The organism is Dietzia maris, assembly GCF_036287335.1.
Taxonomy (GTDB): domain Bacteria; phylum Actinomycetota; class Actinomycetes; order Mycobacteriales; family Mycobacteriaceae; genus Dietzia; species Dietzia cinnamea.
In genome coordinates this window covers 2,857,004-2,869,295 of sequence record NZ_CP143053.1, presented here as the reverse complement: position 1 = coordinate 2,869,295, position 12,292 = coordinate 2,857,004, and the positions used below count along the sequence as shown (strand labels likewise).

13 protein-coding genes and 1 pseudogene are annotated in these 12,292 nt (G+C 72.9%); 12 read left to right on the top strand and 2 right to left on the bottom strand.

The genetic code is table 11. The features are described 5' to 3' along the window. Positions 1–173: 173 nt before the first annotated feature. From VYL96_RS13345 to VYL96_RS13330, 4 genes are all read left to right on the top strand, one after another. The gene (locus tag VYL96_RS13345; protein WP_007630344.1) at positions 174–395 is read left to right on the top strand and encodes a helix-turn-helix domain-containing protein; all 222 of its coding nucleotides are present in this window, start codon (positions 174–176) and stop codon (positions 393–395) included. A 220-nt stretch (positions 396–615) separates the two neighbouring features. Continuing rightward, entirely contained in the window at positions 616–717 is a 102-nt protein-coding gene (locus VYL96_RS13340; RefSeq protein ID WP_003855542.1) for a 30S ribosomal protein bS22, read from the top strand. 336 nt (positions 718–1,053) lie between these two features. After that, positions 1,054–2,220, top strand: coding sequence for an NAD-dependent epimerase/dehydratase family protein (locus VYL96_RS13335; protein ID WP_131885373.1), 1,167 nt, complete (start codon positions 1,054–1,056; stop codon positions 2,218–2,220). Next, positions 2,217–3,350 (top strand): lysophospholipid acyltransferase family protein, encoded by a 1,134-nt coding sequence (locus VYL96_RS13330; RefSeq protein ID WP_131885372.1) that lies wholly within the window; start codon positions 2,217–2,219, stop codon positions 3,348–3,350. Before VYL96_RS13335 ends, VYL96_RS13330 begins: the two co-directional genes overlap by 4 nt. A 9-nt stretch (positions 3,351–3,359) precedes the next feature. On the opposite strand, the gene VYL96_RS13325 is transcribed toward VYL96_RS13330, so the two are convergent. After that, positions 3,360–4,457, bottom strand: coding sequence for an HAD family hydrolase (locus tag VYL96_RS13325; RefSeq protein ID WP_131885371.1), 1,098 nt, complete (start codon positions 4,455–4,457; stop codon positions 3,360–3,362). A 71-nt stretch (positions 4,458–4,528) separates the two neighbouring features. Here VYL96_RS13325 and VYL96_RS13320 point away from each other — a divergent pair, with 71 nt between their 5' ends. Continuing rightward, positions 4,529–4,798 carry a glutaredoxin family protein gene (locus VYL96_RS13320; RefSeq protein ID WP_007630314.1) on the top strand — a complete coding sequence of 90 codons (270 nt, stop codon included), beginning with the start codon at positions 4,529–4,531 and terminating at the stop codon, positions 4,796–4,798. A gap of 46 nt (positions 4,799–4,844) precedes the next feature. Here the strand turns inward: VYL96_RS13320 and VYL96_RS13315 are convergent. Further along, positions 4,845–5,190: pseudogene (locus tag VYL96_RS13315) on the bottom strand (HNH endonuclease). Between the two features lie 396 nt (positions 5,191–5,586). Here VYL96_RS13315 and VYL96_RS13310 point away from each other — a divergent pair. From VYL96_RS13310 to VYL96_RS13280, 7 genes are all read left to right on the top strand, one after another. Beyond that, positions 5,587–6,927 (top strand): glutamyl-tRNA reductase, encoded by a 1,341-nt coding sequence (locus tag VYL96_RS13310; RefSeq protein WP_007630311.1) that lies wholly within the window; start codon positions 5,587–5,589, stop codon positions 6,925–6,927. Then, on the top strand, positions 6,924–7,988 hold the full coding sequence (gene hemC, locus VYL96_RS13305) for a hydroxymethylbilane synthase (RefSeq protein WP_007630310.1): 1,065 nt from the start codon (positions 6,924–6,926) through the stop codon (positions 7,986–7,988). The genes VYL96_RS13310 and hemC overlap by 4 nt, the downstream gene beginning before the upstream one ends. Before the next feature lie 62 nt (positions 7,989–8,050). Further along, on the top strand, positions 8,051–9,694 hold the full coding sequence (locus VYL96_RS13300; RefSeq protein WP_131885370.1) for a bifunctional uroporphyrinogen-III C-methyltransferase/uroporphyrinogen-III synthase: 1,644 nt from the start codon (positions 8,051–8,053) through the stop codon (positions 9,692–9,694). 84 nt (positions 9,695–9,778) lie between these two features. After that, positions 9,779–10,816: a porphobilinogen synthase gene (gene hemB, locus VYL96_RS13295; protein ID WP_007630606.1), complete on the top strand. Its 1,038-nt coding sequence runs from the start codon at positions 9,779–9,781 to the stop codon at positions 10,814–10,816. After that, positions 10,813–11,421 (top strand): hypothetical protein, encoded by a 609-nt coding sequence (locus tag VYL96_RS13290; RefSeq protein WP_131885369.1) that lies wholly within the window; start codon positions 10,813–10,815, stop codon positions 11,419–11,421. The genes hemB and VYL96_RS13290 overlap by 4 nt, the downstream gene beginning before the upstream one ends. Further along, the gene (locus tag VYL96_RS13285; protein ID WP_131885368.1) at positions 11,408–11,944 is read left to right on the top strand and encodes a transport-regulating membrane protein Mce1N; all 537 of its coding nucleotides are present in this window, start codon (positions 11,408–11,410) and stop codon (positions 11,942–11,944) included. The genes VYL96_RS13290 and VYL96_RS13285 overlap by 14 nt, the downstream gene beginning before the upstream one ends. After that, on the top strand, positions 11,941–12,183 hold the full coding sequence (locus VYL96_RS13280; protein WP_007630138.1) for a hypothetical protein: 243 nt from the start codon (positions 11,941–11,943) through the stop codon (positions 12,181–12,183). Before VYL96_RS13285 ends, VYL96_RS13280 begins: the two co-directional genes overlap by 4 nt. Positions 12,184–12,292: the final 109 nt, after the last annotated feature.

Below are 12,292 nucleotides of genomic sequence, written 5' to 3'. Positions count from 1 at the left end.
AACCCCAGCTCAGAACGGGTGAGGGCGGGATCTGGCGGCGTGTCGTAGAAGTAATTCGCCCACTCCCGTCGCATTGATCACACCATTCACGCTAGGCTCATACCCAGCACGTGCGTGTCCGTACCGCAGGAGGGGAAGCCTGCGGCACGACGCGTGCCACGAAGGGTTGTGAGATGGCGACTTCCGACAAGACCGATGGCGGCTCGCAGGCGGCGGGGGGTTCCCAGTTCCTCACCGTTGCCGAGGTCGCCGCGCTGATGCGCGTGTCCAAGATGACGGTCTACCGACTCGTCCACTCGGGCGAGCTCCCCGCGGTGCGGGTGGGTCGGTCGTTCCGCGTTCACTCCAAGGCCGTGCACGAGTACCTCGACACCTCGTACTTCTCCGCGGGCTGACGCGCGGGGCGGGGGCTGCCGCTTGTGGTGGCCCGGCCGGGCGGGAGTGCTGGCCCGGCGCACGGCCCGTTTTTTCCGGGGCGGGGCGGGCAGGTAGTCTGGACGGGTTCCGTCCCGGCTCCCGAGCCCCGATCGGACGCCGGAGCGTAGTAAGACCCGTGGCAGTACGGCCCGTGACAACGGCCCCAGACCAGTAGTCGACAGGTAGGTGACCCCCGATATGGGTTCTGTGATCAAGAAGCGCCGCAAGCGTATGTCCAAGAAGAAGCACCGCAAGATGCTCCGGCGGACCCGCGTGCAGCGTCGCAAGCTCGGTAAGTGAGTCTCGCGGCGCCCCGATAGCGCCCGGACTCACGCCTGTAGCGGATGCCCGTCACCAGCAGCGGTGGCGGGCATCGGTGTATTTCGGGGGAGCGGTCGGCAGGCGCTGTCGGTTCTGCGGGCCGGGTCGCGCGTCAACCGCAGCCGCTCCTCGCCATGGCGTCTCGCTCGCGCGGCTGCACGCGATTCCCGCAGCCGCTCCTCGCCACGGCGTCTCGCCCTCCCCGCGGGGCGCGCCAGACGCCATCGTCGCGCGCGGCTGTCACTGCGGGAATCGAACCCGGCGGCGTGGCGACTGCGCACATGGGAGACCGGACCCGCGGCTAGACTCAGCCGGGTGAACACCGAAGCGCCAACCAGTCGATCGGCCCGCGCCGTCGCGGTCGTCGGCGGCAGTCGGTATCTCGGCGCGCACCTGGTGGGCATGCTGTTGCGCAACGACTCCGTCGAACGCGTGCTGGCGATCGACTCGGTCAAACCGTCGCCGCAACACCGCAGGCGCATGCGCGACGCCGAGTTCGTGCGCCTCGACCCCCAGTCGCCGCGTCTGCAGGGGATCCTGCGCGAGGCGGACATCGACACGGTCGTCCACGCCGGCCTGCACCACACCGACTTCGCCCCCGGTGGTCGCGCAGCCGTCAAGGAGTCCAACATCATGGGCTCGATGCACGTGATCGCCGCCTGTCGCCGGGCCGCCACGGTCAAGCGGTTCGTGCTCATCTCCTCGACGTCCGTATACGGCTCCTCGGGGGTCGACCCGGCGATGTTCAGTGAGGACATGGCCGCGCGCCGTCACGCCGGCGGCGGCATCCCGGTCGACCACCTGTCGGTGGAGGGCTACGTGCGGGGCATGTCCCGTAAGCGCCCGGACATCGACGTCACCATCCTGCGCATCCCCGCGATCCTCGGCCTGCCCGAGCCCACCGTGGTCGGCGAGCTGCTGCTGCCGTCGGTGGCGCCCGTGTTGGCCGGGTATGACCCGCGCATCCAGCTGCTGCACCCGCAGGACGCCCTCGACGCGCTGCTGCACGCCACGCTCGGCGCGACGCCCGGCACGTACAACATCGCCGCGGACGGGGTGCTCACCCTGACCCAGGCCATCCGGCGCGCCGGGCACATCCCGCTTCCGGTGATGCCGGCGACGTTCAAACTCGCCGCGAGGCTGCTGTCGAGCCAGGGGCTGCAGGACATCGGCACGTCGCAGCTGCGCTACCTGCGGTACGGCCGGACGATGGACACCACACGCATGCGCACCGAGTTCGGTTTCACCCCGCGCTACTCCACCGAGGAGGCGCTGCACGCATACCTGGTGGACTCCGGCGCCGAGCCCCTGGTCACCCGCGAGTCGGTCGAGCGCAAGGTCGCCAAGGTCGCCTCTCTGCTCCCGGGGCCGGTGGCGACACGGCTGCGCGCGGGAGTGGACACCACCCTCGACGAGCTCGAGGCGATCGGCGCTCTGTCAGAACCGCTCGAGCCCGATCGCATCGAGGAGGAGGCGCCGTGAAGGGCCCGGAATTCGACCTGAGCCAACCCCTCGGCGGGCCCCGCTGGGGCGAGGGCCGCCGAGACGCCCGCAGTGGCCGGATGGTGGGGGAGGGCTTCCTCGGGGACACCACCGGCAGCGACGCCGCCGCCACGGAGATCGGCCGGATCATCGACCGCTTCCTGACCTCCATGCGGTCCTCGATCGGGCAGGTCGTGGACGTCCTGCCGATCGACGCCGAGGTGCTGGCGCCCGTGCGGGACCTCGCCCGCACCGTCGACACGATGCTCGCGACCGGGGACGTGAGCGCGCTGACCGGCCTGGCCGACGCCGTCAACGCCGCCGGCGAACTGCTCGCCACCCGCATCACCGGCGGGTACGAGGTCGACGAGTTCGGGTTCGACGAGCATTTCCACACCCACGTCTGGCTGCCCCTGTGGCGACCGTTGTTCGAGCACTGGTTCCGCGTCGAGGTGATCGGCGCGGAGAACATCCCCGCCGAGGGGGCCGGGCTGATCGTGTCCAATCACGCGGGAGTCCTGCCGATCGACGGGATGATGACCACGGTCGCCGTCCACGATCACGCCGGCCGCGCCCTGCGCCTGCTGGCCGCCGACCTGGCGATGACCCTGCCGGTGTCCGCGCCGCTCGCCCGGCGGGCCGGCGCGACCCTCGCCTGCACCGCCGACGCCGAACGGCTGCTCGAGGCCGGCCACGTCGTGGCGGTGTGGCCCGAGGGGTTCAAGGGCCTCGGCAAGCCGTTCGCCGACCGGTACCGCCTGCAGCGTTTCGGCCGCGGCGGGTTCGTCGCGACCGCGCTGGCCGCCGGGGCGCCGATCATCCCCTGCTCGGTGGTCGGCTCCGAGGAGATCTACCCCAAGATCGGCGAGATCCCCGCGCTCGCCCGACTACTGGGCCTGCCGTACATGCCGGTCACGCCCGCGTTCCCGTTGCTGGGCGCGCTCGGCGGGATCCCGCTGCCCACCAAGTGGACGATGGAGTTCGGCGAGCCCATCGAGACCTCCCACCTGGGGCCCGACGCCGCCGACGACCCGATGGTGGTCTTCGAGATCACCGACCAGGTGCGCGAGACCATCCAGAACACGCTGTTCCGCAACCTCGCGCGGCGAGGGAGCGTGTTCTTCGGCTGAGGCGCGGGCTCAGAACATCCGGCGCAGCGAGCCCGCCGCGCGCACGCCGTACGACGACCGCGCCGCCGCCCGCGCACCCGCCAGCCCGCCGACCGCCAGCACGCCCGGCATCGCCTTCTTGGCCGCCTTGCGCACGGTGCGGAAGTCCTTGACGTCCCAGCCGTTCTCCGAGGCGTACTTACGCAGCCGCGAATCCGGGTTGATGGCCACCGGGTTGCCGACCATCGTCAGCATGGGCATGTCGTTGAAGCTGTCCGAGTACGCGTAGCAGCGGGACAGGTCGAAGCCCTCGGCCTCGGCGAGCTTGGCGATCGCATGCGCCTTGCCGGGCCCGTGCAGGATGTCGCCCACCAGGCGGCCCGTGTAGACGCCGTCGTGCTCCTCGGCGACCGTCCCCAGCGCGCCCGACAGTCCCAGCCGCGTCGCGATCACGCGCGCCAGCATCACGGGCGTCGCGGTGACCAGCCAGACCTGCTGCCCGGCGTCGAGGTGCATCTGCACGAGCGAGCGGGTGCCGGGCCAGACCCGGTCGAGCATCGACGTGTCCACCACTTCTTCGCTCAGCGCGGTGAGCTCGGCGACGGTGCGGCCCTTGACGAAGCTCAGCGCCTTGTCGCGCCCGGCGGCGACGTCGTCGGCGTTCTCCTCGCCGGAGATCCGGAACTTGGCCTGCGACCAGGCGAGTCCGGCGATGTCGCGCGCGGTGAAGAACCGGTGCTTGGCCAACCCGCGGGCCAGCAGGATGATCGAGGCGCCCTGGATGAGGGTGTTGTCGACGTCGAAGAACGCGGCGACACGCGGGTCCGCCACGAACGGCCCGGTGTCCGCGGTCTCCTCGACGGTGCCGGCGGCTGGCGGGGCGGTGGGAGCGACAGCGGCACCGTCGGCGCCGGCGAGCGGGGGCCCGGGCTCGGCACCCGGCTCGAGCTTGACGGCGTGCTCGGCGGAGGCCTCGCCGGCGACCCGCTGGACCCGCGCGTCGCGGCGTCTCCAGACGAGCCTTCCCAGCGCCGAGATCACGTCGGCACGACCGGGCAGTCGCCGGCGGCGCGGGGAGTCGGCGTGCTCGTCGCTGGCGTGGTCGTTCTCCGGATGGGAGTCGTTCACCGGGCGGGACCTCCTCGGGGGCTGCGACCCCATCCTAGGGGAGCCCGGGAGGGGTGGTGCACTATCGAGGCATGGTGCACACGGTGACCCTGTTGACCCGCGAGGGCTGCGGCAGCTGCGTCCGCGTCCACGGCCAGCTGCTGCCCCTGTGCGAGGGTGCCGGCGCGCGCCTCGAGGTCACCGACGTGGACCGTGCCGACGACCCCGACCTCGCCGCCGAGTACGGGGACCGCCTGCCGGTCGTGTTGGTCGACGGTGCGGAGCATTCGTGTTGGGAGGTCGACGACGACGAGCTGCTCGCCACGCTCGCCGGGCCCGACCCGTTCGCGGGATGGGACTAGAGCCGGACGGGCACGGTGGGCGACCGGTGACGAGCCCCGCCGGGGCTCAGGCGTCGTCGGTGCGCAGGGCCTGCAGGATGGTCGCGTGCCGGAGCAGGAACGCGCCCTCGTCGAGCTTCTTGCGCCGCAGCCACCCGGTGACCTCGCTGCCCGCGCTTACTCGCGTTGCAGGACGCGCAGGCCGGGACCACGTTCTCCAGCGTGTAGCGCCCGCCTCGGGAGATCGGCATGACGCAGTCCCGCTGCAGGGCCGGCCCGACGGCGTGGCAGTAGGCGCAACCGCCCCACGCGTCGAGGATCCGCGCCCACTGCGGGTCGGTAAGGTCGTTGTCGACCCGGGCGAGGCGCCGCTGTCGACGCTTCGCGTACCGGGCGCGGGTGGCGGCGGACATCGTGGCGGAGGACCTGCGACGCGGGGGCACGCTGTCACCGTACTCGGGCGGTCGGCCTCCGGTCCGCGCTGTTCACGGGCGGTGTGAGGCGCTGCACGGACATAGCATCCGGTGCGGTGACGGTTTTGTCCCGGGGTGTCATGCGGGTTACGGTGGATCCCGTTACGGGTCGTACGCAGGCTTGAGGGCCACGGCCGTCCCGGCAGAGTATTCCCGATCCGGGAGTGCCCTGTGCACAGCCGTGAACACCGACAGGAGACGACCGACTGTGGACCAGCGTTCCGCGAGTTCGTCCGGCGGGCCTGCGTTCTTCTCCCGAGTGGTTTCTCCCCGAGTTGACGAGCTGGCATCCATTCTGGCATGGGCCCGTCAGGCCCTGACGTCCGGGGGTCGGTTGTGAGCATCCTCCTGGTGGGTGTGTCCCACCACAGTGCGCCGGTGGCGCTGCTCGAGGCCGTGGCCGTGTCCGAGGTCGACCGCGACGCGCTCACCGAGGAACTCATCGCCGGCGAGAACGTCGACGAGGCGATGATCGTCACCACCTGCAACCGCGTCGAGGTGTACTCGGCCGTGGAGGCGTTCCACCCGGCGCTCGACGACGTCGTCAACCTCCTGTCGCGCCACTCGGGCCTGTCCGTCGACGAGCTCAGCCGGCACCTGTACATCCGGTACTCCGAGTCCGCCGCCGAGCACCTGTTCTCCGTGGCCTCGGGCCTGGACTCGATGGTGGTGGGCGAGCAGCAGATCATCGGCCAGATCCGCACCGCGTACCAGTCCGCCTCCGACATCGGCGCGGCCGGCAGCACGCTGCACCGCCTCGCCCAGCAGGCCCTGCACGTGGGCAAGCGCGTCCACACCGAGACCGGCATCGACTCCGCCGGCGCGTCCGTCGTCTCCGTGGCGCTCGACCGGGCCGCGGAGATCCTCAACGCGAGCGACGACGCCGACGCCCCCGACGCCCCGGCCTCGCGCCGCCTCGACGGTCGGCAGGCCGTCGTGCTCGGCGCCGGCGCCATGGGCGGACTGGCCGTCGCACACCTCGGCCGCGGCGGGATCTCCCACATCGAGATCACCAACCGCACCCCCGAGCGCGCCGACCGGCTGTCCGAGATCGCCCGCGACTCGGGAACGCCCGCCACCGCGTTCCCGCTCGACGAGCTCGCCACCGCCGTCGCCCGCGCCGACATCCTCTTCACCTGCACCGGGGCCGTCGGCTCGGTCGTCACGCTCGGCGAGATCCACACCGCGCTGGCCCGTCGCGGCGACCGCGGGCCCCTGGTCATCTGCGACCTCGGTATGCCGCGCGACGTCGACCCCGCCGTCGCCGGCCTGCCCGGCGTGACCCTGCTGGGCATCGAGGCGCTCAAGGCCGACCCCGCCACGTCGTCCGCCGCGGCCGAAGCGGACGCCGCCCGCACGATCGTGGACGCCGAGCTCACCGCGTACACGCAGGCCGAGCGCATGGCCGGCGTCGGTCCGCTCATCGGCCAGCTGCGGGGCCGCGGCGGACAGGTCGTTGCCGCCGAGATGCGCCGACTCGAGTCGCGACTGCCCGACATGGACGACAAGGTCCGCGACGAGGTGGCCAACACCGTCCGCCGCGTGGTCGACAAGCTCCTGCACCCGCCCACCGTGCGGTTCAAGGAACTCGCCGCCCAACCGGACGGGGAGAACTACGCGGCGGTCGTGCGCACCCTGTTCGACCTGGACCGCGACGTGGACGAGGAGGCGTCATGAGCAGCAGGACCCTGAAGGTGGGAACCCGCGGCAGCACCCTGGCCACCACCCAGGCCGGGCACGTCCGCGACGCCCTCATCGCCGCCGGATACCCGGCCGAGCTGGTGATCGTGCGCACCCGCGGCGACGTGGTGATGGCCCCCGTCGAGCGCATCGGCGTGGGCGTGTTCACCCTCGAGCTGCGCGCCGCCCTCGAGCGCGGTGACTGCGACATCGCCGTCCACTCGTACAAGGACCTGCCGACCGCGCGCGACGACCGGTTCGCCCCGATCGCCGTGCCCCCGCGCGTCGACCCGTCGGACGTGCTCATCGCCCGCGACGGGCTCACGATGGAGACGCTCCCGCAGGGCGCCCGCGTCGGCACCTCCGCCCCGCGTCGGCGCTCCCAGCTCGCGGCCCTGCGCCCCGACCTGGACCTGCACCCCCTGCGCGGGAACATCGACACGCGGATGGGATACGTCACCAGCGGCGATCTCGACGCGGTCGTCCTCGCGGCCGCCGGACTCGACCGCACCGGGGCAGGAGAGCGCGCCACCCACCGGTTCGGTATCGACGAGATGCTGCCCGCCCCCGCCCAGGGCGCTCTCGCCGTCGAGGCCCGCGCCGACGACACCGAGGCGATCGCGGCCCTCGCCGTCGTCGACCACCTCCCCTCCCGCGTCCGCATCGCCGCCGAGCGCACCCTCCTGCGCGACCTCGAGGCCGGGTGCACGGCGCCTGTCGGCGCGCGCGCCGAGCTCAGCGGCACCGACTCCGCCCGGTCCGATTTCGCCGGCACCGACCCGGGCGCCGACGCCCCGGCCGCCGACGCCGTGCTCACGCTGCACGCGGTGGTCGCCGCCCACGACGGCACCACGGTCCTGCGGACCTCCGGCACGACCGTCCCCGCCGAGCATCCCGACGGGCCGGTCGCCGCCGCCGAGGAACTGGGACGCCGCCTCGCGGCCGAACTGCTCGACCGCGGCGCCAGCGACCTCATGTCCGCCGAATCCCCCGAGCAACGACCCCCGCTCGTACCCAGGGAATCCACGACGGCCCCACCGACCGTCACCGACCCCTGACCCCCGAACTCCCACCTCGCGCGCAGCCAGTGCGCGACACCCACCCGACGGAGAGACGAACAATGACTCGAGCACGCACCACCCGCCCCGGAACCGTCCGCTTCGTCGGCGGCGGTCCAGGCAACGCGGGGATGCTCACCTGCCGGGCCCGCGAGGTCCTCGCCGGCAACGCGCTGGTCTTTGCCGACGCCGACGTGTCGGCCGACGTACTGGCACTGGTCGCCACCGAGGTCCCCGTCCCGCAGGAGCTGCTCGACGCGCGTCAGGCCGAGATGGACGCCGCCGTGGCCGCCGAGGACAAGGCCGAGGTCAAGCGCCTCAAGGCACTCCCGGCGCCCACCGCCGCCGACGTCCGGCCCGTGCTCGGTGAGCCCGCCGCCGTGGCCAAGCAGCTCGTCGCCGAGGCCAAGAAGGGCCGTGACGTGGTCCGCCTCGTCACCGGCGACCCCATGACCACCGACGCGACCGTCACCGAGATCGCCGCCGTCGGCCGCACCGTCGTGCCGTTCGAGGTCGTCCCCGGTGTCGCCGAGGCCACCGCCGTGCCCGCCTTCGCCGGCATCGCGCTCGGCTCCGGCTACGTCTTCGCCGACGGCCGCGGCAAGGTCGACTGGGAGGCCCTCGTCGGCTCGCCCGGGCCCATCGTCCTGCGCACCACGACCCGCCACCTCGCCGAGGCCGCCTCCAACCTCGCCGAGCAGGGCCTCGCCGCGGGCACGCCGGTCACCGTGACCTGCTCCGGTTCGCTCTGTGCCCAGAAGTCCGCCGACGGTACCCTCGCGACCATGGCCGAGGTCGGGCGTGACATGGAGGGCGACCTGGTGGTGACCATCGGCAAGTCCGCCGGTGAGCGGCACCGCTACCAGTGGTGGGAGTCGCGTGCCATGTTCGGCTGGAACGTGCTCGTGCCCCGCACCAAGGCCCAGTCCGCCGAGATGAGCGAGCGCATCGCCGAGCACGGCGCCGTGCCCGTCGAGGTGCCGACCATCGCCGTCGAGCCGCCCCGCAGCCCCGCCCAGATGGAGCGCGCCGTCAAGGGCCTCGTCGACGGCCGCTACCAGTGGGTCGTGTTCACCTCCTCCAACGCGGTGCGCGCCGTGTGGGAGAAGTTCGTCGAGTTCGGCCTCGACGCCCGCGCCTTCTCCGGCGTGAAGATCGCCTGCGTCGGCGAAGGCACCGCCGCCCGCGTCCGCGAGCTGGGCATCCAGCCCGAACTGCTGCCCAGCGGCGAGCAGTCCAGCCTCGGCCTGCTCGAGGTGTTCCCGCCGTACGACGACGTCCTGGACCCCGTCAATCGCGTCCTGCTGCCGCGCGCCGACATCGCCACCGAGACCCTCGCCGAGGGCCTGACCGCCCGCGGCTGGGAGATCGAAGACGTCACCGCCTACCGCACCGTCCGCGCCGCCCCGCCGGCCGCCGAGATCCGCGAGATGATCAAGACCGGCGGGTTCGACGCGGTGTGCTTCACCAGCTCCTCGACCGTGCGCAACCTCGTCGGCATCGCCGGCAAGCCGCACGCCCGCACGCTCATCGCCTGCATCGGGCCGCGCACCGCCGAGACCGCCGCCGAGTTCGGCCTGCGCGTGGACGTGCAGCCCGAGAACGCGTCGGTGCTGGAACTGGTCGACGCGCTCGCCGCGCACGCCGACCACCTGCGCGCGGCCGGCGAACTGCCGCCCCCGCGTCGCCGCGCCCGCCGGCGCTGACCCGGGACGCGTCCCCGGCGCGCGGGTGCCCCTCGGAGCGCACCCGGCGCCGGTGACGGCGACTTTCGTACAGTGGGACACGTGATGACACCGCACGACGACACCGCCTCCGTCCCCGCGCCGCTGGTGCGACCGCGGCGACTGCGCTCGACTCCGGCCATGCGTCGGCTCGTCGCCGAGACCACGCTGGCGCCGCGTCAGCTGGTGTTGCCGGCGTTCGTCGCCGACGGGATCGACGCGCCGCGCGACATCTCGTCGCTGCCCGGGGTCGTCCAGCACACCGTCGACTCGCTGCGCCGCGAGGCCGTCGCCGCCGCCGAGGCCGGGCTCGGCGGCATCATGCTGTTCGGCGTCCCGCTCGACGCCGACAAGGACGCCACCGGAAGCTGTGGCGCCGACCCCGAGGGCATCCTCAACCGCGGCCTCGCGGCCGTCCGCGCCGAGGTGGGCGACGACCTCGTGATCATGGCCGACACCTGCCTCGACGAGTTCACCGACCACGGGCACTGCGGCGTCCTCGGCACCGACCCGCGCGGCGAGCAGATCGTCGACAACGACGCCACCCTCGTCGCCTACAACGACCTCGCCGTGTCGCAGGCCGCCGCCGGCGCCCACGTCGTGGCGCCCAGCGGGATGATGGACGGCCAGATCGCCGCGATCCGCGAGGCCCTCGACCGGGAGGGATACCAGGACGTGGCCGTCCTGGCCTACAGCGCCAAGTACGCCAGCGCCTTTTACGGCCCGTTCCGCGAGGCCGTCGGCTCGTCGCTGCGCGGCGACCGCCGCACCTACCAGCAGGATCCCGCCAACAGGCGCGAGTCGCTGCGCGAGGTCCAGCTCGACCTGGACGAGGGTGCCGACATGGTGATGGTCAAGCCCGCCATGTCCTACCTCGACATCCTGCGCCAGACGGCCGAGATCTCCGACGTGCCCGTGGCGGCGTACCAGGTCTCCGGCGAGTACGCGATGATCTCCGCCGCCGCCGAGCGTGGCTGGATCGACCACGACCCGGCCGTCATGGAGTCCCTGACCTCCATCCGACGCGCTGGCGCCGACATCGTCCTGACCTACTGGGCCCTTCACGCCGCCCGCCTGCTCTCCGAGGGCTGGGGCGCGCGGTGACACGCGCCAGCGGTCCCTGGCGACCGCCCGCCCGGCCCGAGCAGTCGGGCGCGCCGGCCGAGCCCGGCTCGCCCACCGACCCCGCGGCGCCGCCGCCGGAGGAGATCCACACGGCGTGGGTGCTCTGGCTGGCCGCCGCCGCGTTCGGGCTCGTCGGCATGCTCCTCAACGCCGCGACCGCGAGCTTCAGCGATCTGCCCGCCGCCACCCGGGACGCGTTCCGCGACGCCGTAGCCGACACCGGAGCCGTCGACATCTCGGTCGAGGACATGTTCTCCATCTCCCTGGCGGTCGGTGCCGTGGTGGCGCTGCTCGCCGCCGCGGTCACCGTGTGGCTGGCGTTCCGCCTGCGGGCCGGGAAGGGCTGGGCCCGCACGATGCTCGACATCGTGGCCGTCTTCCTGATCGTCGACGCGGTGTCCGTGATCGTCGGCGTGTTCGGCGGGGTGGCGGTCGCGGGGGATCGGGGTGACGTGGTCAGCTTCATCGTCATCGCTCTGCAGATCCTCGCCGGGCTGTGTGCCGCCACCGCCGTGTGGCGCCAGCACACGGCCGAGGCCATGAAGTTCACCACCCCGGGCGGTGGCGCGCGTGCCGGCAAGTGACGCGGCCGCCACACGGCCGGGCATCGAGCCCGACGGTCCCATCCTGTACGCCGAGGACGGCTGGAGCTGGGCGTGGATCCTCGCCGCCCCGGTCTTCTGCGCGGCCGCCGCGGCGTTCGAGGTGATCACCGGTGCCCCCGTGCACTGGATGATGCTGACCGTCTGTGCTGTCGCGTCCGCGCTCTGCCACGGCGTGATGATCGCCGCCACCCGCGTCCACGGTCGCGTCCGGCTCACCCCGCAGGTGTACATCCAGGGTACCGAGGAGCTCGGTGTGGACCGGATCGACGCGGTGCTGCCGCTGCCGGCCGCCGGCGCCCCCGAGGCGTCGTGGGAAACGGCCCGCACGCTCGGCGAGTTGCGGGAGGTCCCGCGCCGCCGCGGCGCGGTGGGACTGCGCCTGGACTCCGGCGCCGAGGTCCGCGCCTGGGCCCGCGACCGCTCGGCCCTGCACGCCGCCCTCAGCAGTGCGGTCGAGGCGGCCGACGGCGGGGCGGGGCGCGGCGGGCCGGACCCCGCGTGAGTTCGCGTCGCCTCGCGGTGGCCGCCGTCGTCACCGCCGCACTCGCCGTGCTGCTGTGGTGGCTGTCCCGCGACGTCGTCTCCGTCCTCCCGCCGGTGGTCGACCCGCCGGTCGAAGGGCCCATCGAGCGGGTGTTGACCGACACCCGGCTCCTGCTCGCCGCCACCGTCCTGGCCGGCCTGACCCTGGTTCTGACCACGCTCGCCATCCTCCGACGCTCCCCCCGTCGCGGGGCGTGACATATCTACTTCTAGCTGGGGTTTTCCGCGCGTTCCGCAAGCCCCGGTAACGATCGTGTGACGGTTCGCTGAGTCCGCACGGGACTCCACCGCGTGGCGGGTGTCACGG